Below are 19,232 nucleotides of genomic sequence, written 5' to 3'. Positions count from 1 at the left end.
GGTGGGTGAGTGTTCAGGCGGGTCAGCCGCGCTGTTCGGCGAGAATCTGGTCGCCCTGCTTCTGCGCCTGGTCGAGTGCCTGCTTCGCCGACAGCTCACCGCCGAGGAACTGCTCGAGCGCGGGGATCAGGGCCTTGCCCTCGACATCCGAGAAGCCCTTCACGCTCGGGCGGACCTTGGCGTACTCGAGCGTCTCGATGAAGGCGGCGTAGTGCGGGTCCTCGGTGAAGTACGGGTCGTTGGCCGCCTCGATGTTGGCCGGGATCCAACCGGCGATCTTGCCGAAGTTCACGCCGTTCTCGGGCTGCGTCGCCCACCACTTCATGAATTCCCACGCGCCGTCGGCGTGCTTGGCGCCCTTTGGGATGACGAGGCCGAAGCCGCCCATGTACGCGCCCTTGTCGCCGTTCGGCCCCGCGACCGGAGGAGTCACGCCGTAGTCCAGCCCGTCGACCTTGTCGAGCGTGCTCAGCGCCCAGGGGCCGTCGTACGTCATCGACATGGTGCCCTCGGCGAACGGGGTCGCCCCGTCGCCGAAGCCCTGGGTGTAGACGCCGGCGTCCATCAGGCTCTTCCAGAAGTCGAGCACCTCGAGGCCCTCGGGGCTGTTGAAGGCCGTCTTCGTCTCGTCGGCGTTGAGCAGCGAGCCGCCCGCTTGGGCGAGGTACTGGTTGAACAGGCCCGGGTCGCTGAGGTCGAAGCCCGCACGGCTCAGCTTGCCGCCGTTCTTCTGCGTGAGCGCGATCGCGTCGGTCTTGAGCTCGTCCCAGGTCGTCGGGGGCGTCAGCCCCGCCTCGGCCAGCTGCGTCTTGTTGTAGAAGATCGAGCGGTTGTCGACGAGCAACGGCAGGCCGTACAGCTGGTCGTCGACCTTCATCTCGCCGACGGCGGGCTGGTAGAACGCGTCGAGGTCGATGGAGTCCTTCGAGACGTAGTCGTCGATGGGCGTCAGCGCGCCCTTCGGGGCGTAGAGCGAGGTCGCGTAGCGGTCCCACAGGACGACGTCGGGCACCTCGCCGCCGGCCAGCGCCGTCAGCAGTTTCTCCTCGACGAGCTCCTGCGCGACGTACGACACCTCGTACTCGTCCTGCGACGCGTTGAACGCGTCGGCCTGCTCCTGGAGCTGGCCGACCTGATCGCCCGACCACGAGCCCCACATGACGACCTTCTCGGCGCCGTTCGACGCGCCTCCTCCGCTCGATCCGCAACCCGAGAGCGCGACGACGCTCGCGGTGGCCAGGGCGATCCCGGCGATGGTGGTGGCGATCTTCTTCATTGAATGTCTCCTCGATGTGTCGGGTGGTGCGGTGTCGGATTCAGGAGGCTCGGGTCGGCGACCGCGAGCCGGTGACGGTCGGTCATTTGCCCCCCACGTGCGCGACGCCCTCGATGATGTAGCGCTGGGCGACGATGAAGATGATCAGGACGGGCAGGCTCGCGACCACCGTCCCGGCCATCAGGGGGCCGTAGCTCGTCTCGTAGTTGTTGACGAAGGAGGACAGCCCCACCTGGACCGTCATCAGGTCGGGGTTGTTCAGGACGATGAGCGGCCAGAGGAAGTTGTTCCACCCCGCCTGGAAGCTCAGGATCGCGAGCACGGCCATGCCGGCCTTCGCCAGCGGCAGGTAGATTTGCGCGAAGATGCGGAACTCGCTCGCGCCGTCGATCCGGGCGGCCTCGCCGATCTCCTCGGGCAGCGTCTCGAAGAACTGCTTCATGAAGAACACCGCGAAGGCACCGGCCGCGCCCGGCACGATCACGGCCGCGTACGTGTTGAGCAGCCCGAGCCCACCCTGTCCGAGGACGTCGTTGCCGCCGAACAGCGGGAACCCGCGGAGGATCAGGAAGGTCGGGATCATCGTGACGATGCCCGGGATCATCAGCGACGAGATGAACAGGGCGAACACGCCGTTGCGCCCGCGGAACTTCAGCTTCGCGAGGGCGTACCCGCCGAGGCTGCCGAAGAACACGTTCGTGATCGCGCCGCCGACGCCGAGCGCCAGCGAGTTGACGAAGTAGCGACCGAACGGCACGTCCTCGAACACCGACAGGTAGTTCTCGATGGTCGGGCTCGACGGGATGAGGTTCAGCGCCCCGGCGAGGATCTCGGACGCCGGCTTGAGCGACGTCGACAGGGTCCAGACCAGGGGAGCGATCGTGATGACGCTGAGCACGACGACGGCGACGTACCAGACGGCGGCCCCGACGATGGAGCGGCGGCTGCGAGGGCGGCGCGTCGGAACGGCAGGAGCCGCCGCGTCGCGGACCCGGCCGGGCCTCGTGAGCGCGGTCATCGTGCGCTCACCGCCCCGAGCTCGCGGCGGTTCGTCCGGCGGGCCGGGCGCGACCGGCGGGGCCGGCGCTCCCCGCCGTCGGAGCGTGGTCTGCTCAAGCGTGCGTTGGCGAGCGAGAACGTCAGGATGATCACGAACAGCACGAACGAGAGGGCGGAGGCGTAGCCCATCTCGAGGGCTCCGAAGCCCTTGTTGTAGATGTAGTAGACCATCGTGACCGTCGAGTTGCCGGGCCCGCCCTTCGTGAGCACGTAGGCCTGGTCGAAGACCTGGAACGCCCCGATGATGAGCAGCGTCGACACGAGGAAGGTCGTGCGCGACAGTGACGGCAGCGTCACGTACCTGAATTGCTGCCACGCGTTCGCGCCGTCGAGCCTGGCCGCCTCGTAGAGGTCGCCCGGCACGCCCTGCAGGCCGCCGAGGAAGATGATCATGTTGGCGCCGAACCCGGCCCAGACGCTCATCAGCACGATGGCCGGCATCGCCCATTGCGAGTCGTACAGCCAGGCCGGCCCGTCGATGCCGAACCAGCCGAGGGCCATGTTGAGCAGCCCCTTCTGCGGGTTGAGCAGCCAGTACCAGATCGTCGCGGTCGCGACGGTGGACGAGACGACGGGGATGTAGAACAGCGTCCTGAACAACCGCACCGCTCGTCGGCCCCGGTTGAGCAGCACGGCGGCGCCCAGCGCGATGACGAGCCCGAGGGGCACGTAGAGCAGCGTGTAGTAGGCGGTGTTCCGCAGGGCGATCCAGAAGAACGCGTCCTGGAAGATCCGCGCGTAGTTGTCGAGGCCGACCCACGCCGTCTCGCCGACGATCGCGTAGTCGGTGAAGCTGATCACCCCGGCGATGACCACCGGCAGCAGCATGAAGACCGCGAAGAGGGCCAGCGGCACCGCCAGGAAGAGCCAGGCGTTCCAGCGCATCTGTCGCGCCGTCGGGTGCGGCGGTCGCTTGCCCGATCCACCGAGGAGGCGCGTGTCGCGTCGGCCCCCGGCGGCACCGGGCGAGTCGACGACATCGCTCGGCAGCGCGCCCTGAGGCAGCGACGGCGGGGCGGTCGAGGTCGTGGTCATCGTGTGCCTCCGAGGGCCGTCGCGGCGGGGAGCGCCTCGCGGCGGACCGTGCGGAGCCCGGCGACGTCCAGGACCAACTCGCAGAACATCGCATTCGCCCATGAGAACCAGGGCCGGGTGAAGACGTCCGGATCGTCCTTGTGGAACGACTCGTGCATGGCCGACGTCCCGGCGTCCGTCGACAGGAGGGTCGCGAGCAGGCGGTGCTTCTCGTCGGGGTCGGTGCTCGTGAGGCCCTCGACCGCCAGCGCGATCGGCCAGATGTGGTCGTCGGGCGTGTGCGGGCTGCCGACGCCCCGCGCCGCCGACCCGATCGAGTACGTGGGATTGTGCGAACTCAGGACGAACGCACGGGTGGCGAGGTACAGCGGGTCGTCGGGCCCGCAGAAGCCGAGCAGCGGCAGGGACAGCAGGCTCGGCACGTTGGCGTCGTCCATCAGCAGCCGGCCGCCGAGGCCGTCGACCTCGTAGGCGTAGACGTCGCCGTGCGACGGCGTCGCGACGACGGCGTGCTCGCGGATGCCGCGTTCGATCTCGCCGCGGAGCGCCGCCGCCTCGGCTGCGAGGCCGCCGTCGAGCAGCACCTCGGTCGCGATCCGCTCGACGTCGGCGAGCACGGTCGCGGCGAACGCGTTTCCGGGCACGTTGTAGCCGAGGACGCAGGCGTCGTCGCTCGGGCGGAAGGCCGACCAGGACAGGCCGGTGGGCGCCGTGAGCGAGCCACGCCCCTCGCGGACGAGGGTGTCGGTCGACGGGCCGTCGTGGCGCTCGAACCGGTACGGCGACCGGTTCTCGTGATCCTGCTCCACGCGCCAGAGGTCGAGCACCCGCCGCACGGCGCCGACGTAGCGCCCGTCGAGGTGGTCGGTGCGGCCGGTCGCCCGATGGATGTCGCTCGCGAGTCGCAGCGGGTAGCACAGCGAGTCGATCTCGTACTTGCGCTCCCAGATGCGCGGTGACGAGTCCGTCGCATCGCCCTGGTGGCCTGCACCCGTCGGTCCCGAGTTGAACGCGTTCGCGTACGGGTCGTGGGCGAGGTCGTCGAGTTGCCGACGGTTGATCGCGACGAGCAGGTCGGCGAGCTCGGGAGACGAGTCGGCGAAGTGGAGGTACGGGGTGAGCTGCGTGCTCGAGTCGCGGAGCCACATGGCCGGGATGTCACCGGTGAGCACGAACACGGTGCCGTCGTCGAGTGGCGTCATGGTCGACTCGAGCGTGTCCGCGAAGCAGCGGGCGAACACGGCGGCCACCCGGTCGTCGGTGCGCTCGGCGACGGCGGTCGTGGCGGAGCGGACCAGATCGGTGATCCACGGGGCGGTCGTCCGCGAACGGTCGGGGGTTGGGCTCACTGCGTTCTCCTCGTCGAGAAGGCTCGCGCCCTCCGTTCGAGGCCGCGTCGCCGTCTTCCTATTGTGCATGTTGAATATGCTCAAGCAAGTCTTTTTTGGTCACGATCGTGAATCGGACTCGCCAAAGCGACTCGCGCCTCCTTGATTGCTCGGCTTTATGGCGACTTTGCGAGCAGGCATTGACGCTGATGGAGGCCGGGGTCATACTCGCAAATCAATATACTTTTTGCGTTCAAGGAGGAACGATGACCCGGAAACACCTGCTCGCCGTCGCGGCGATCGCGGGCCTCGCGCTCGCGGTGCCGCTCCAGGCGCCCGAGCCGGCGGCCGCCTTCACCGCCGACCAGGCCACGCGCGCGTTCGACGACTTCGTCGACGTCTACTGGGACGACGCGGCCGACTACTTCTTCACGTACAGCGACCACCAGGTGCACGCGGGGCACGCGCACGGGCCGCAGGGCGGTCTCTACACCGACTACTGGTGGGAGGCGCAGCTCTGGGAGACGGTGATGGACCGCTACGAGCGCACCGGCGACGCGACCTCGCGGGCGATGATCGACGACGTGTTCGACGGGTTCCAGGCGCAGTACCCCGACTTCCGCGAGAACGACTGGAACGACGACATCGGCTGGTGGGCCCGCGGCAGCATCCGGGCGTACGAGCTGACCGGCGAGGCGCGCTACCTGGCGTCGGCGCAGGAGATGTTCGCGTTCATCGCGCCCTACGAGGACACGACCTACGGCGGCGGCATCTGGTGGAAGAACGTCGACGTCGGCGACGGCTCGCGCAACGAGAAGAACGTCGCCACGAACGCGACGGCCGTCTACACGGCCATGCGCCTCTACGCGGCGACGGGGGATCAGGAGTACCGGACGACGGCCCTGCGGCTCTTCGGCTGGCTCGACACGAACTTCGACAATGCAGGACACCTGCGCGACCACGTCTCGGGGAACAACGAGTACAAGGACTGGGACTGGACCTACAACCAGGGGAACTTCGCCGGGGCCGCCCTCGAGCTCTACCTCGACAGCGGCTCGCCGGCGTACCTGACGGATGCCACCCAGGTGGTCGACTGGGCCGTCGACAACCTCACGTCGTCGGGCACGCTGCTCCGGGAGGGCGTCGACGACACGGGAGGCTTCAAGGCGATCCTGACCCGCAACATCCGTGCGCTGATCGATCAGGCGGGGCAGACGCAGTACGAGGCGTTCCTGACGGCCAATGCGACGCAGGCGGCGAACCATGTCGACGGCGCGGGCATCGGCGGCTACGACTGGTCGGCCCCCACCCCTGAGTCGTCGACCACCCCGCTGCAGAGTCTGGCGGCGGCCGCGACCGTGGCGATCCTGCAGCAGGCGTCGCCCGACGGGTACACCGGTGTCGTCGAGGGCTCCGGCGTGTACGAGGCCGAGAACGCGCTGCGGTCGGGCGTCGACTCCGAGAGCACGGCGGCGGGGCGCAGCGGGCGCGGTTATCTCGCGGGCTGGAACGCGAGCGGGACGAGTGTCACGTTCGACGTCAACGTCGTCGACGGCGGCACCTACGCCGTCGACCTGCGCTACGCGGCGGGGGCCGGTGCGGCGACGCGCTTGCTCGCCGTGAACGGTGCCGCACCGACGCCGGTCGCCTTCGCGGGGACCTCCGCCTGGGACGCCTGGACCGACGTGTCGACCACGGTCACCCTCGTGCCGGGTCACAACACGATCACGCTGTCGTACGGCGCCGGCGACGCGAACTACCTCAACCTCGACCGGCTGGCGCTCGCGCTGTAGCGCCCGCCCCGCGGAGAACCCCGGTGCGGAGCATGAACCCCTGTCGAACGGGGTTCGTGCTCCGCAGCGGGGTTGGGGGCGACGGCGGGGTGCGGAGTCTCCGCCGACTCGTGGCATCATTCCCCCGTGACCACGGAAGACGACGCGCGGGTGCGCTCCGAGATGGCCGGTCGGGACATCGACCAGGCCCGCGCCATGTACGAAGCCGGGTACAACGGCGACAGCTTCGCCACCGACACGACCGAGAGCTCGTTCGCGTACCGGTACACCGTCACCGGGGATGCCGACATGACGCTGCGGTCGTCGATGTTCCTCGGGTCCGTCGCCGGTCAGATCCAGCCGCAGAACGAGTACATCGTCGCGTGGCTCACCGCGGGCGAGGGCGTCATGGACCTCGGCGCCGACGAGGTCGAGTTCGAGATCGGCCGCCCGGCGATGTTCCCCACCGGCAAGGTCTTCGCCTTCGACATGGCCGACTACCGGCAGAACCTCATCCACTTCAGGGCCGGGTACCTCGAGCAGATCGCCGTCGAGCACGAGGGCGTGTTGGCCGGGCCGATCCACTTCGACCACCAGGCCGTCCCCGACGAGCGGTCGCTGCTGCGCTGGCGGCGTGCGGTGTCGCAGGTCGCCAAGACCGTGCTGGGCCCGACACCTCCATCGCTGCTGATGCAGGCCGAGATCAAACGGCTCGCGGCCCTGACACTGCTCGACACGTTCGCGCACGAGTCGATCGGTGTCGCGCCGGCCCTCCGCGACCCGCGTCACGCGCGCCTCCGGGAAGCCGTCGAGTATCTGCACGCCAACGTGCGGCTGCCCATCTCGACGAGCGACGTCGCCGAGGCCGTCGGCATGACGCCGCGCGGTCTGCAGCAGGCGTTCAGTCGTCAACTCGACATGACGCCGACCGAGTACCTGCGGGTGCTGCGCCTCGAGCACGTCCGCGCCGAACTGCTCAACCTGCACCCGGACGACGCCACGGTGTCGGAGGTCGCCACGCGGTGGGGGTTCCTGCACCTCGGGCGGTTCGCCGCCGCCTACGCCGCCAAGTTCGGCGAGAAGCCGAGCGAGACGCTGCGCCGCTGACCGCTGACGGCTGACCGCTGACGGCTGACCGCTGACCGCTGCGCCGCTGACCGCTACCGGCCGAGACTCGGCCCGGCGCCCCCGCAGGGGGCAGGTCTGGGTCGCCGGAGCCGATCCGCCCCCCGCGGATCTGGCTCCGGCGACCAGTTCCCCCCGCGGCCGTGTCGTGCGGACTCTCATCCGGCGGTGTGATCAGCGCGGTCGGTTACCTCTCTCGACTCGCACCCACGCCGCCTCCGGTCTCGATCGTCACCCCGTGAGGGGCGGCCGCTCGAGAACCGTCACGCGTTCGGCTCGCAGGACGACTCTTCCCTACCCCTCGGTATGGTTCAAGCCCCGTAAATCATTGGCCCCCCTTCAGGGGACGAGACGGGGTACGGGTGGCGCCCCATCCGCCGACCGGCAGGGTGACGCTCTCCGGCGAGCCGGCCGCATCGAGCGTCATCACCATGTGTCCTGTCGAGTCGACCACGGAGAGCTCGAGCAGCTCGCGCCCGACGACCTCTGTGCCGTCAGCGGCCGCTGCGCCACCCTCCGCCTCGGCACCGAGAGGAGGCGCGGAGCCGGCAGCAGGCGGCCTCACCCGGGTGATCCGAGCCGTGAAGGAATCCCCCTGGACGGCACGGAGGCGCGCGGCGACCCACAGCGCCGCCTGGTCGGCGACGTCGTCCGGGGCGTCCACGCCGGAGTCGTCCAGCAGCAGGACGCGGACCCCGCGGCGGCGGGCGAGCCGCGCCTCCTCGATGACCGGCTCACGACTGAGCAGGCGGCCTCGGAGCGCGTCGCGCAGAGCCGCCTCGACCGTCAGGTAGATCAGGCGCTGCTCGGCCGACGACTCGGCCTGCCGCGTGATCGCCTCGAGCGCCGGCCCCGCGACGGCGAGGAGGCGTTGCGTCTCGTGGCGACGCTCGTCGGCCCGGGCCCGCTCCACGACGGCCTCGGCGCGGCGCTCGGCCTCGACCTCGCGGGCACGGCCGAGGTCGCCGGCGAGACGGCGTAGACCGAACGCGAACACCATGCCGATCACGAAGGTGCCGACGTGTCGGATGACGAGGTCGAAACCCTGCCCGGCGTCGTCCGCCGCCACGACGCCCCACGTGATGCCGATGACGATGACGAGCAGCTGGCCGGTGCAGGCGGCGAGGAATCTGCCGCGCACGGCGATGCTGAACAGCAGGAGGGACACGGCACCCAGGTGCCAGGCGGTGAAGCCGGGCTGCCCCGGGCTCGGTGACAGCCCGAGGACGAGTAGGAGGGTCACGAGGGTCGTCAGGGCGACCGCGGTCCAGGCGGACACGCGGCCGAGACGCCTCGGGGCCTGTGCGACGACGAGACCGGCGGCGACGGCGACGGCGGCCAGCGCGAGCCACTGCCGCGGATCGGTGGCCCCGGAGGCGGACATGACCGAGATCACGACGTGCGTCGCCACGAACACCGTGGCGACGACGATCGCCGTGCCTCGGGGGAGGGGGAGGTGCGCGCGGTCGAGGGAGGACGGCTCGTGCCCGACGGCACCGGGGACGCGCGTCACGGTCGCCGCCAGCTGATCTCGACGCGCGTCCCGACACCGGGCCGGGAGACGACCACCACGTCGGCACCCTGCTGCGCGGCCACCCGTCGTCGGATGCTCAGGGACAGGCCGAGACGGTCGCCGTCGAGGTGCTCGGGGTCGAAGCCGCGCCCGTCGTCCAGCACCGAGATCGTGCCCGAGTCGCTCGTGATCGCGACGTGCAGGGCCCGGTTGACGGGTGTCGTGCCGTCCGAGGCGTGCGCGCGGGAGTTGCGGAGCGCCTCCGACGCGGCCTCACGAACCGCCGTCGCGAGACCGGCGTCGACCATCGCGTCGGCGTCGACCTCGTGGCTGAAGACGGCCGACGGCACGATCGACGTCATGTCGCTCTGCAGCGACCACGCCAGGTCGCGAGCCGGCACCGGCGAGTTCGAGGCGGGCGACGTGATGAGCCGGTCGAGGTCGCGCAGGGTGCGCTCGGCCTCCGCCGACGCGGCCGCGGCCAGACCGGCGGGGGCCTGCGCGGCGACGAGCAGCGTGCTGAGCACCCGGTCGTGCACGAGGGAGGAGATACGCACGCGCTCCTCGTCGCGGGCTCGCGCCGCCGAGGCCGCGGCGGCGACGCGGGCCGCCGAGGCGACGGCCTCGTCCACGTCGACGGCCGATCGTCGGGCGAGCAGGATGAGACTCGCGAGGATGAGGTCGAAGCAGAACGCGTAGAGCCCGTCCTGCACGGCAATCGCCTCGATGCCCGGCTCGGTGTGCAGGACGATGCGGTCGAGGACCACGGCGACGGCGGTGGCGACGAGGACGACGCTCGTGACGCGGGGGCCGAACGACATCGCCGCCGCAGACGTGCCGATGGCCGTCACGCCGAGCAGCCAGGGGGTGCCGAGGGCATCCGACATCGACGGCGTCTCGGTGAGCAGGGGCAGCGTGAGCAGGGCCAGCGTCACGCCGATGGTCGTCACGCGCCCGGCTATGGTCACGAGGCGGAGCCGACGGGCGAGCCCGGCGACGAGCACGACGGCCGGCGCGCCGAAGGTCACCGCGGCCGCCGCGATCGTCCAGCCCTCGCCGATCAGCGGGGCCTGCGTCACGAGGGAGGGCAGCGCGAGCCCGGCGAAGATCAGCGAGCCGAGGCCGAAGGCCAGCGCGATGACGCGGGCGGTGCCGTCGACGCTCCCGAGACCTCGTCGGCGTCGGGCGGCGTTCACCGCTCCTGCCCGGGCACGGGCAGGAATCCGTCTTCGAGGGCGCGCTTGTACAGATCGACCTTCGTGGCCGCGGGCCGGCCGATCATCGCGTACTTGCGTCGGATGCGCCGCACGTAGTCGTCGACCGTGCCGACCGCGATGTCCGCCGCGTCGGCGACCGTGACCGCCTTGTGGCCGGCAGCGAACAGGCGGAGGACGTTCTGCTCCTGAGGACTCAACCCGGCGTCGGGCAGCAGCGGGTCCGACTCGACGGCCGCGGCCCACTCCGTCGAGACGATCGGATCGCCGGCGGAGGCGCGGCGCAGCATCGCGACGAGCCGCTCGGCCGACGTGGCCTTCGAGACGACGCCGAGGGCCTCGGTCTGCGACACGAGACGCACGAGATACGGGTTCTCGCCCGAGGTGAAGCCGATCACGCCGGCTCCGGCCGCGATGAGCCGATCGGCGTTCGTCCGGGGCGAGGAGCCGTCGCCGAGTCGCAGGTCGAGCAGGACGAGGTGCCCCCGCAGATCGGGGCAGCGCTCGAGGAGGCCGTCGACGGTGATCGCGGCGACGCCGAACTCGAGGTCGGCGGCCGGCGCGAGCATCTGCTCGATGGCGAGCGACATGATCTCGTGGTCGTCGACGGAGTGCACGGTCGTCACCGCCGACGGCTGCGGCTCGTTGTCACCCACTCGGACTCCTCTCGGAATTCTCACTGTAACGCGGAGCCGACCCGCGCCTCCTCGGGGTGACGGCCCCCGATCGAGCGTCGGACGGCGCGCGCGCCACCGGCTCGCGCCGGCCTGCCCCGACTCACAGGAGGGGGATGGCGTCGCCGTCGTCCGAGAACAGGTCGTCGGAGTCGGTGACCACGGCGAACAGGCCGTCGGGCAGCCCCGGCAGTGCCGCGATGTCGGCCGCCAGCTCGAGCAGCTCGGCGCGGCTGCCGTTGGAGAGCGGCCAGACGAAGTCGTCGCCGACCTCCTCGCCGTCGTCGAACCATTGGTCGGCGTGCCGGGACAGGAACTCCTCGATGCGGTCGATCGAGTCGGCCGACCCGCCGTCCGCGTCGATCGGCAGGTGCACCTCGACGACGAGCACGGGCTCGTCGCCCTCGGGGAACGGCGCTGCGGGGCCTCCGTGTGTGGGCATAGCGACATGATGCACCGCTCGGGGCGCGAGCGATATGGCCGATTCGCCCCGAGGGTCGTCAGCGGGGCGCGCGCTCGCGCGCCGCGGTCAGCAGGTCGCGCAGAACCGTGCCGGTCGAGCCCGAGTCTTCGGGGTGCCACTGCACGGCCCAGAGCGGCGCCGACTCGTGCTCGACGGCCTCGACCGTGCCGTCGGAGGCGCGGGCCACGACCACGAGACCGTCCCCCGGTCGGTCGACGGCCTGGTGGTGCGAGCTGCGGACGCTCAGCGACGTCGCGCCGAGCACGTCGGCGAGCGAGCTGCCGGCGTCGAGGGTGACGTCGTGGTCGAGCATCGAGTCGGCCTGACCCTCCCGCACGTGACCGCCGTCGTGCAGGTGCTGCACGAGGTCTCCGCCGAGGGCCACGTTGACCACCTGCATGCCGCGACAGATGCCGATCAGCGGGACCCGTGCCTCCACGGCGCTCGTCACGAGAGCGATCTGCGCGCGGTCGGCGTCGGTGAAGACCTGCTCGCGGTGCGGGTAGTCGACCTCGCCGCCGTAGAGCTCGGGGTCGACGTCCTCTCCGCCGGTCAGGAGCACGGCGTCGCAGTCGGCCAGCGCCTCCTCGAGTCCGTCGGGCCCGGCCGTGTCGGCCGTGACGCGGCGCACCTCGAAGCCGAGGTCGGCGGCGGTCGCGGCGACGTTCGCGCTCAGCTCGCGCAGGGAGGCGCCGTAGGCGGCGTCGGCGCGGGCCTCGTCGCTGACGTCGACGAGCAGCAGGCGAGGGGTGTTCAGGAGGCGCGAGTCGGGCATGCAGAGATCGTGCCAGATCTCGAGGCGGTGCAGGTGTCGAGCGGTGCCGGTGTCGGGTGGTGTCGGTATCGAGCGGTGCCGGTGTCGACAACGTGGGAATAGATCACATCTCGGTGCAGCTTGTGCAGAATGGAGCCACTGCGCTCCGCGTCCAGTCGGTCGATGGCGACATCTGGGTCCCCCTCCTGCTCCTCCCTTTCTCTCGTCCCGTCTGAACCGGAAGTACACCTCATGACCGCTGCGTCCCCCTTGTCCGCCGGCACCGCGAAGGGCCGCGATCACCGCTGGCTCGCCCTCGCCGTGATCGGCCTCGCCCAATTGATGGTCGTGCTCGACGCGACCATCGTGAACATCGCCCTGCCGAGCGCCCAGACCGACCTCGGCTTCGGCGACGACCTGCGCCAGTGGGTCGTCACGGCCTACTCTCTCGCCTTCGGCAGCCTGCTGCTGCTCGGTGGTCGGCTCTCCGACCTGTTCGGCCGTCGTCGCACGTTCGTGATCGGCCTGATCGGCTTCGCCCTGGCGTCGGCGCTCGGCGGCATCGCGGCGAACTTCGAGCTGCTCATCGCGGCGCGGGCCCTGCAGGGCGCGTTCGGCGCGCTGCTCGCCCCCGCGGCCCTGTCGCTGCTGACGACCACGTTCACCGACCCGAAGGAACGCGCCCGCGCGTTCGGCGTCTTCGGTGCCCTGTCGGGCTCGGGCGGTGCCATCGGCCTGCTGCTCGGCGGCGTCCTGACCGAGTACACGTCGTGGCGCTGGTGCCTCCTCGTCAACGTCGTGATCGCGGCCGCGGCCGTCATCGGCGCGTTCGTCTACATCAAGCCCGTCGCCGTCACCACGAAGCCGCGTATCGACTACGCCGGCGTCGTCACCATCACGCTCGGCCTCGTCGCCATCGTCTACGGCTTCTCGTACGCCGAGACGAACGGCTGGGACGCCGGTCTGACGTACGTCTTCCTGGCCGTCGGCGTGCTGCTCGTCGCGGCGTTCGTCGTCATCCAGTCGCGCGTGGCACACCCGCTGCTGCCGCTGCGGGTCGTGCTCGACCGTAACCGGGGAGGCGCGCTCGTCGCCATCGGGATCGTCGCGATCGGCATGTTCGGCGTGTTCCTCTTCCTGACCTATTACATGCAGCAGACGCTCGGCTACTCGTCGCTGCAGTCCGGCTTCGCCTTCCTGCCGATCCCCGTGTCGATCTCGCTCGGTGCCGCCCTGGTCGGCGCTCGCATGCTGCCCCGCTTCGGCGCCAAGCTGCAGATCTTCGTCGGCGGCCTCGTCGCGGCCGCGGGCATGCTGCTCTTCCAGCGCCTGCAGCTCGACTCGGGCTACTGGGGCGTCGTCTTCCCGGCACTCGTCGTGTTCGGCTTCGGCATGGGCCTGATCTTCTCGGCCGCCATGGCGACCGCGACGAGCAACGTCGAGCGTCAGGACGCCGGCGTCGCATCCGCCGCCGTGAACACGTTCCAGCAGATCGGCGGCTCGATCGGCACCGCGTTGCTCAGCTCGCTCTTCGCCTCGTCGGTCGCGAACTCGCTCGCGGGTCAGCGCCCCACGCCCGAACTGGTCGCCCAGGCGACGCTCGACGGGTACCACCTCGCCTTCCTCGTGTCGGCGATCGCGCTCGTCTGCGTCGCCCTCGCCGGCGGTCTGATCATCCGACGCAAGGCGGGTGAGGTCGCCCCGGCGGCCGACGCCGAGTCCGACGTGCCCACGATGGTGCACTGACCCGGGCGCGTCGCGTCCTCGGGCGAACCGGCGGTCGCGTCACGGTGTCCCGTGACGGGCCGCCGGTTCGTCGTCCCGGCAGGCCGTCGCGTCACTCCACCCTCTCGCCAGGCGACAGGTGTCGGTTAACCGGCACCGCGCCTCCTCGGGGGTCGGGGTCGGGTGCTCAGGAGAGCGCCGAAGAGGGATACGGTGTGGGGGAACAGTCGGCGCGACCCGCCGGCCACACCGTTCGGGCGATGACGACGAACCGGGCACGAGCACCCTCGTGGACGGCGGGGTCAGGGCCCCGAGCGTCCTCCCGGTTCGGCAGGGAAGGACTTTTCGAGATGGCAACCCCCGCTGGCGACAGCACACCCGCAGGCGAGACGACGGCCCACGGCCCGGCGCACCCGGCACCCGAGCCGACGCGGGGCGAGCGCATGGCGTTCAGCGACCCGAGCCTGCCGCACGTCGTGATCGTCGGCGGAGGCTTCGCCGGCGTCGCCGCGATGAAGGCCCTCGCGAAAGAGGCGGTGCGGGTCACCCTGATCGACCGTCACATCTACAACATGTTCCAGCCGCTGCTGTACCAGGTCGCGACCGGCGGCCTGAACGCCGGCGACGTGACGTACTTCCTGCGGAGCTTCCGGTCGAAGCAGGACAACGTCGACTTCCGGCACGGCCTGCTCAAGCGGGTCTACGCCGACGACCGCCAGGTCGAGCTCGCCGACGGGGAGCGCATCGCGTACGACGCGCTCATCCTCGCGAACGGCGTCAACACGAACTACTTCGGTACGCCGGGAGCCCGCGAGTACGCGAAGTCGATGTACTCGCGCTCGCAGGCCCTCCGCATCCGCGACGAGCTGTTCACCCAGCTCGAGAAGGCGGCCGCCGCCGAGGACACCGAGGAGGTGCGGGTCGTCATCGTCGGCGGCGGATCGACCGGCGTGGAGATCGCCGGCGCGCTCGCCGAGCTGCGCGATCAGGCCCTGCGCACCGCGTATCCCGAGATCGACCGCAACAGCATCACGATCACGCTCGTGCACCGCAGTGCCGAACTGCTCAAGCCGTTCGCACCGAAGCTGCGTCGCTACGCCGCGAAGAGCCTCGACAAGCGCGGTGTCGTGCTGCGCCTGAACACGGGTGTGGAAGAGGTCACGCCGAAGGGCGTGGTCGTCAAGGGCGGCGAGCTGATCCCGGCCGAGTTGATCGTCTGGGCGACCGGCGTCGCGGCTCACGCCGAGGTCGGCGACTGGGGTCTGCCCCAGGGCGACGGCGGACGCATCCAGATCGACGACGACCTCCGCGTCTCGGGCCACGAGCGCATCTTCGCCGCCGGCGACATCGCCGCCGCCAAGGACGCGCTGCCCCAGCTCGCCCAGCCGGCGCTGCAGGGCGGCAAGCACGCCGCCGACATGGTGCTGAAGGTGCTGGCGGGCAAGGCGACGAGCGCGTTCAAGTACCACGACCGCGGCACGATGGCGACGATCGGTCGCAACTCGGCCGTCGCCGAGCTGCGCGGCGGCATCACCATGACGGGGATCACGGCCTGGTTCACCTGGATCGTCATCCACATCTACAGCCTGCTCGGCAACGGCAACCGCCTGTCGACGATGATGCACTTCATCACCCGTTACGCCGTGTTCGCGTACAAGCGCGCGGTGCCGATCGTCGGGGACGTGCGGCCGGTGCGGCCGAACGGCGACCGCGTCGAGGACGAGATCCCGACGAAGGCCGACATCAAGGCCGCGGAGACGTTCGCCGGGACGCAGCGCGAGTAGCGCCGCGCTGCGCCGCGCTGCGCCGCGCTGCGCGCGTCGGCGTCAGCGCGGGCGGCGGATGCGGATCGGGCCCTTCGCGGTCGACGGGTCGACGACGGCGCCCTTCTGGGTGATCTCCGCCTGACCCGCCGCGACGAGTCGTCGTGCGGCCCGGCGGGCGGGCTCCATCAGGTCGCGCCAGTCGTCCCCGCCGACTGCTCGTGCCGCCTCGGACGGACAGATCGTCGCGTCGTGGGCTCGTTGGTCGAGCAGGGAGTCGATCGTGCGCTCGAGTTCCCGGTCGGTCTCGTCGATCCGGTGTCGGCGGCACGCGGCCGAGCACCAGCGCGCGTCGTCGGCGGCGTTCGCCGGCATGCGTCGACCGCACGATGCACAGACGCGCTCCGTGTTCGCCGCGTCGCTCGCGTCTCGTTGCGAGGCTGACTGTCGTCCCATGCCGCGCCTCCTCGGGTTCGAGGGATCACTGTAGGCCTGAACTCCCGACGCGCTCTCAGCGGGCGGGCGTCACCTCGAGCAGGTCGCCGACGGTGCAGTCGAGCGCACGGCAGATCGCCGTCAGCGTCGAGAAGCGGATCGCCTTCGCGCGGTCGTTCTTCAGGACGGAGAGGTTCACGACACTGACGCCGACGAGCTCGCTCAGCCGGGTCAGGGTGATGCCGCGGTCGGCGAGCAGCTCGTCGAGGCGGCAGTGCACGCCGTGGGCGTCGACGTCCTGATCGACCGGCATCAGACGAGTCCGTCGGAGTCGACCTGCAGCCGCTCGCCCGAGCGGAACGCGATCGCGAGGGCTCCGACCCCGACGGCGGCGAGGAACGGCAGCCACGACACATGCTGCGCGAACGACGCCGACGTGTCGACGGGGTCGGCGGAGGCGGCGGCCAGCGCGCCGTTGGACGCCATCGTGCCGAACAGCGTCGCCGCGACCCAGCCGACCAGGATCGCCATCGATGCGATCGACACGAGACGGGATGTCCCCGGGGCGAACGCGCGCCCGTCCATCAGCCGGCGGACGAGGCCGATGGCGCAGGCGATGACGACGACGGCTGCGACGGCGGGGACGACCTCGGCCAGCACGATGCTCACGATCGTGCCCGGCCCTGCGGTGCCGACCGAGACGGTGCCGCCGTCGACGGTGACGGCCACGGATGACCCGGCGACCCGCGCCTCGGTCGGGACGAACGTCACCGGGACGGCGATGCGGCCGCCTCCGAAGACCTCGACGAGTCGGACGATCAGGCGGACGACGACGACGCCCGCCGCCACGAGGCCGAGCGTCAGGGCGGCGACGAGATCGGCCCGGTCGGACCGGCGCCCCGCCCCGGCGCGGACGCCCGCCCGTCCGGAGTGCCCGTCGGGTCGCGAGATCTCGGGTGGTGTGGGGTCGCTCATGGGAGCCGCCTCTCATATCGATGATCGTTAGTATCGATAAACGATAGGCCACGTCGGGGGTGGCGCGCAACGGTGGATCGTCAGGAGTCTCGGGACACCGGACACGTGACATAGGGTCGACGAGGAGGCGCGACCGACGGCTCCTGGGGGAGTCTCGTCATGCGCTTGGTCCGTTCGTTCGCGCCGGGAGCCGTGGCTGCCGTCGCCTGGCTCCTCAGCGGCCTGATCAACCAGCGGGCGACCGGCGCCGACTCGGGCACCATCGGCGGTCTCGTGTCGCTGTTGGCCCCGTCGACGGTGTGGTTCGTCGATCTCGCCGCGCCGTTCCCCTGGGGAGCCGTGTCGGCCGCCCTGTCGGCCCTGGCGCTCGGCGGCGCGTATTCAGGACTCCTCGCGCTCGTGCGGCGCCGTCCCTCCGACGTTCAGCGCGCTGGAGTCGGCGTGGCCGCGTACTGGTTCGTGGCGGTGGCCGCCGGCGTCGCGGTCGCGTCCGTGCCGGTCGTCGTGTTCGTCGTCCAGTCGGCCCAGGCCGGGTACCTGACCGGCCCGGGCTTCGGCAACCTGTCGCAGATCGCGCAGTGGGGCGTCGTCTGGGGCTGGGTCCCGGCGCTCGTCGCCCGAGCTCTCGACGTCCGCGCCGTCGACGCGCCCGTGTCCGCTGCGGTCGGTTCCGCAGGCGTGCCGGCCGACGATGACGCCGACGACACACGAACCGCGACCGACGACCCCGTGCTCCTGCCGTTTCGACGCCGGCTGCTCGTGCCCCTCGGCGCGGCCGTGTTCCTGGCCGCCGCCGTCGGCGGGGTCGTCGTGTCGCCGATCGGCGACGTCGCCCGCCAGGCCGGCTACGACGACGCGGACGCCGCTCGGCAGGAGCCGATCCCGACCGTCACGCCCCTGCCGCTCGTGGCACCGGGCTATCACGACATCGACCCGCTCTGGTGCACCTCCGGCCAGCTCACGTTCTCGGCCGGGCAGGCACAGGCCGCCCTGGGGTCGCGTGCGCTCGTGCTGACCGCGACCAACGTGAGCGACGCCTCCTGCGTGCTCGACGGTTGCCCCGATCTGGCGTTCAGCGACATCCTGCAGAACCCGCTCGACGTCACGGTCGACCACGGCGGCGGCATGCTGGCCGACGACGCCGGGCCGCAGGCGATCGACGTGCCCGCCGGTGGGACCGCGCAGATCACCCTGACCTGGCGCGCGGCCGGCTCGGGAGGCGTCGAGCCCGCCGGATTCGCCTACGTCGCGGCCTACGCCGGCGCCGAGCGTCAGCTCGTGGAGGTCGACACCGACATCTCAGGAGGACGCGTGTCGACCACCGCCTGGGCCCTCTCCGGCACGCCCACCGGCTGACGCGCCTCCGGCGTACCCCGTCGCCCGTGCACCTGGGAGCAGGTTCAGGCCCTCGGTCGTTGACTGGGGACATGACAACGATCGGAATCATCGGAGCAGGGAACATCGGCAGCCAGGTCGCACGCGCGGTCATCGGGCTCGGCCACGACGTCGTGATCAGCAACTCGCGCGGACCCGAGACCCTTACCGACCTCGTCGGCGAGCTCGGCGCGAAGGCGAAGGCGGCGACGGCACAGGAGGCGGCGGCCGCCGGCGAGGTCGTGGTCGTCACGGTCCCGCTCGGGGCCATCCCGTCGATCCCCGTCGACGAGCTCGCCGGCAAGATCGTGATCGACACCAACAACTACTACTTCGAGCGCGACGGCCACATCGAGGCGCTCGACAACGGCGTCGACACGGTGAACCAGATGCTGCAGCGCCACCTGCCGACCAGCAAGGTCGTCAAGGGCTTCAACCACATCATGGCGAAGGACATCACGACCGACGGCACCCCCGCCGGCACCGAGAACCGTCGCGCGCTCGCCACGTCCAGCGACTACGAGGAGGCCGCGGAATTCGTCCAGGGGCTCTACGACGACCTCGGCTTCGACACCGTCAACGTCGGCCCGTTGTCCGAGAGCTGGCGCGTCGAGCGCGACCAGCCGGCCTACGTCGTCCGTCAGAACCGCGACGAGCTGATCGAGAACCTGGCCAAGGCCACGCGCGCGACGGCGACCGCCTGAGCATCCGCGGGAACTGACCCTCGGCGTCGCGAACGCGACCCCG

The 19,232-nt window shown here is 70.8% G+C and carries 18 protein-coding genes; 6 read left to right on the top strand and 12 right to left on the bottom strand.

From position 1 onward, the window contains the following. Positions 1 to 22: 22 nt before the first annotated feature. The 4 genes from ACPEEZ_RS12750 to ACPEEZ_RS12735 form a co-directional block, all read right to left on the bottom strand. Complete coding sequence (locus tag ACPEEZ_RS12750) at positions 23 to 1,276, bottom strand: ABC transporter substrate-binding protein (RefSeq protein WP_423919668.1); 1,254 nt, start codon at positions 1,274 to 1,276, stop codon at positions 23 to 25. A gap of 82 nt (positions 1,277 to 1,358) precedes the next feature. Further along, on the bottom strand, positions 1,359 to 2,294 hold the full coding sequence (locus tag ACPEEZ_RS12745) for a carbohydrate ABC transporter permease (protein WP_423919665.1): 936 nt from the start codon (positions 2,292 to 2,294) through the stop codon (positions 1,359 to 1,361). Further along, positions 2,291 to 3,370, bottom strand: coding sequence for a carbohydrate ABC transporter permease (locus ACPEEZ_RS12740; protein ID WP_423919663.1), 1,080 nt, complete (start codon positions 3,368 to 3,370; stop codon positions 2,291 to 2,293). The genes ACPEEZ_RS12745 and ACPEEZ_RS12740 overlap by 4 nt, the downstream gene beginning before the upstream one ends. Next, on the bottom strand, positions 3,367 to 4,719 hold the full coding sequence (locus ACPEEZ_RS12735; protein ID WP_423919661.1) for a glycoside hydrolase family 125 protein: 1,353 nt from the start codon (positions 4,717 to 4,719) through the stop codon (positions 3,367 to 3,369). Before ACPEEZ_RS12735 ends, ACPEEZ_RS12740 begins: the two co-directional genes overlap by 4 nt. A gap of 245 nt (positions 4,720 to 4,964) precedes the next feature. Between ACPEEZ_RS12735 and ACPEEZ_RS12730 the strand changes: the two genes are divergently transcribed. Then, entirely contained in the window at positions 4,965 to 6,491 is a 1,527-nt protein-coding gene (locus ACPEEZ_RS12730; protein WP_423919658.1) for a glycoside hydrolase family 76 protein, read from the top strand. A gap of 126 nt (positions 6,492 to 6,617) precedes the next feature. After that, positions 6,618 to 7,577 (top strand): helix-turn-helix domain-containing protein, encoded by a 960-nt coding sequence (locus ACPEEZ_RS12725; RefSeq protein ID WP_423919655.1) that lies wholly within the window; start codon positions 6,618 to 6,620, stop codon positions 7,575 to 7,577. A 343-nt stretch (positions 7,578 to 7,920) separates the two neighbouring features. On the opposite strand, the gene ACPEEZ_RS12720 is transcribed toward ACPEEZ_RS12725, so the two are convergent. The 5 genes from ACPEEZ_RS12720 to ACPEEZ_RS12700 all read right to left on the bottom strand — a co-directional run bounded on the left by ACPEEZ_RS12720 (position 7,921) and on the right by ACPEEZ_RS12700 (position 12,234). Next, entirely contained in the window at positions 7,921 to 9,108 is a 1,188-nt protein-coding gene (locus ACPEEZ_RS12720) for a hypothetical protein (RefSeq protein WP_423919652.1), read from the bottom strand. Next, positions 9,105 to 10,304, bottom strand: a complete 1,200-nt coding sequence (locus tag ACPEEZ_RS12715) for an ATP-binding protein (RefSeq protein ID WP_423919649.1) — start codon at positions 10,302 to 10,304, stop codon at positions 9,105 to 9,107. The genes ACPEEZ_RS12720 and ACPEEZ_RS12715 overlap by 4 nt, the downstream gene beginning before the upstream one ends. Next, on the bottom strand, positions 10,301 to 10,978 hold the full coding sequence (locus tag ACPEEZ_RS12710) for a LuxR C-terminal-related transcriptional regulator (RefSeq protein WP_423919647.1): 678 nt from the start codon (positions 10,976 to 10,978) through the stop codon (positions 10,301 to 10,303). Before ACPEEZ_RS12710 ends, ACPEEZ_RS12715 begins: the two co-directional genes overlap by 4 nt. 121 nt (positions 10,979 to 11,099) lie before the next feature. Beyond that, on the bottom strand, positions 11,100 to 11,438 hold the full coding sequence (locus ACPEEZ_RS12705) for a hypothetical protein (protein WP_423919644.1): 339 nt from the start codon (positions 11,436 to 11,438) through the stop codon (positions 11,100 to 11,102). A 58-nt stretch (positions 11,439 to 11,496) separates the two neighbouring features. Next, positions 11,497 to 12,234: a gamma-glutamyl-gamma-aminobutyrate hydrolase family protein gene (locus ACPEEZ_RS12700; RefSeq protein WP_423919642.1), complete on the bottom strand. Its 738-nt coding sequence runs from the start codon at positions 12,232 to 12,234 to the stop codon at positions 11,497 to 11,499. A gap of 231 nt (positions 12,235 to 12,465) precedes the next feature. On the opposite strand from ACPEEZ_RS12700, the gene ACPEEZ_RS12695 reads away from it, so the two are divergent. Continuing rightward, complete coding sequence (locus tag ACPEEZ_RS12695) at positions 12,466 to 13,959, top strand: MFS transporter (protein WP_423919639.1); 1,494 nt, start codon at positions 12,466 to 12,468, stop codon at positions 13,957 to 13,959. A 329-nt stretch (positions 13,960 to 14,288) separates the two neighbouring features. Then, complete coding sequence (locus ACPEEZ_RS12690) at positions 14,289 to 15,722, top strand: NAD(P)/FAD-dependent oxidoreductase (RefSeq protein ID WP_423919636.1); 1,434 nt, start codon at positions 14,289 to 14,291, stop codon at positions 15,720 to 15,722. Positions 15,723 to 15,764: 42 nt separating this feature from the next. Here the strand turns inward: ACPEEZ_RS12690 and ACPEEZ_RS12685 are convergent, their stop codons facing one another. Genes ACPEEZ_RS12685 through ACPEEZ_RS12675 form a run of 3 tightly spaced genes read right to left on the bottom strand, consistent with a single transcriptional unit; the run spans position 15,765 to position 17,111 of the window. After that, positions 15,765 to 16,157 (bottom strand): DUF3253 domain-containing protein, encoded by a 393-nt coding sequence (locus ACPEEZ_RS12685; protein WP_423919633.1) that lies wholly within the window; start codon positions 16,155 to 16,157, stop codon positions 15,765 to 15,767. A gap of 55 nt (positions 16,158 to 16,212) precedes the next feature. Then, complete coding sequence (locus ACPEEZ_RS12680; protein ID WP_423919630.1) at positions 16,213 to 16,449, bottom strand: helix-turn-helix domain-containing protein; 237 nt, start codon at positions 16,447 to 16,449, stop codon at positions 16,213 to 16,215. Next, positions 16,449 to 17,111, bottom strand: a complete 663-nt coding sequence (locus ACPEEZ_RS12675; RefSeq protein ID WP_423919627.1) for a hypothetical protein — start codon at positions 17,109 to 17,111, stop codon at positions 16,449 to 16,451. Before ACPEEZ_RS12675 ends, ACPEEZ_RS12680 begins: the two co-directional genes overlap by 1 nt. Positions 17,112 to 17,270: 159 nt before the next feature. Here ACPEEZ_RS12675 and ACPEEZ_RS12670 point away from each other — a divergent pair, with 159 nt between their 5' ends. Both ACPEEZ_RS12670 and ACPEEZ_RS12665 read left to right on the top strand, forming a co-directional pair. Continuing rightward, positions 17,271 to 18,467, top strand: a complete 1,197-nt coding sequence (locus ACPEEZ_RS12670) for a DUF4232 domain-containing protein (RefSeq protein ID WP_423919624.1) — start codon at positions 17,271 to 17,273, stop codon at positions 18,465 to 18,467. A 71-nt stretch (positions 18,468 to 18,538) separates the two neighbouring features. Beyond that, positions 18,539 to 19,189 (top strand): NADPH-dependent F420 reductase, encoded by a 651-nt coding sequence (locus ACPEEZ_RS12665; protein WP_423919622.1) that lies wholly within the window; start codon positions 18,539 to 18,541, stop codon positions 19,187 to 19,189. Positions 19,190 to 19,232: the final 43 nt, after the last annotated feature.

This window comes from Frigoribacterium sp. 2-23, from assembly GCF_049601585.1.
GTDB lineage: Bacteria > Actinomycetota > Actinomycetes > Actinomycetales > Microbacteriaceae > Frigoribacterium.
The sequence above is the reverse complement of the archived record's forward strand: the minus strand, read 5'-3'. Positions and strand labels throughout refer to the sequence as shown.

Coding starts and splice junctions, on each gene's coding strand:
- ACPEEZ_RS12705 (WP_423919644.1), bottom strand. CDS start 11,438: ATGCCCACACACGGAGGCCCCGCAGCGCCGTTCCCCGAGGGCGACGAG.
- ACPEEZ_RS12730 (WP_423919658.1), top strand. CDS start 4,965: ATGACCCGGAAACACCTGCTCGCCGTCGCGGCGATCGCGGGCCTCGCG.
- ACPEEZ_RS12680 (WP_423919630.1), bottom strand. CDS start 16,449: ATGCCGGTCGATCAGGACGTCGACGCCCACGGCGTGCACTGCCGCCTC.
- ACPEEZ_RS12690 (WP_423919636.1), top strand. CDS start 14,289: ATGGCAACCCCCGCTGGCGACAGCACACCCGCAGGCGAGACGACGGCC.
- ACPEEZ_RS12685 (WP_423919633.1), bottom strand. CDS start 16,157: ATGGGACGACAGTCAGCCTCGCAACGAGACGCGAGCGACGCGGCGAAC.
- ACPEEZ_RS12745 (WP_423919665.1), bottom strand. CDS start 2,294: ATGACCGCGCTCACGAGGCCCGGCCGGGTCCGCGACGCGGCGGCTCCT.
- ACPEEZ_RS12750 (WP_423919668.1), bottom strand. CDS start 1,276: ATGAAGAAGATCGCCACCACCATCGCCGGGATCGCCCTGGCCACCGCG.
- ACPEEZ_RS12665 (WP_423919622.1), top strand. CDS start 18,539: ATGACAACGATCGGAATCATCGGAGCAGGGAACATCGGCAGCCAGGTC.
- ACPEEZ_RS12670 (WP_423919624.1), top strand. CDS start 17,271: ATGCGCTTGGTCCGTTCGTTCGCGCCGGGAGCCGTGGCTGCCGTCGCC.
- ACPEEZ_RS12700 (WP_423919642.1), bottom strand. CDS start 12,234: ATGCCCGACTCGCGCCTCCTGAACACCCCTCGCCTGCTGCTCGTCGAC.
- ACPEEZ_RS12740 (WP_423919663.1), bottom strand. CDS start 3,370: ATGACCACGACCTCGACCGCCCCGCCGTCGCTGCCTCAGGGCGCGCTG.
- ACPEEZ_RS12695 (WP_423919639.1), top strand. CDS start 12,466: ATGACCGCTGCGTCCCCCTTGTCCGCCGGCACCGCGAAGGGCCGCGAT.
- ACPEEZ_RS12675 (WP_423919627.1), bottom strand. CDS start 17,111: ATGAGCGACCCCACACCACCCGAGATCTCGCGACCCGACGGGCACTCC.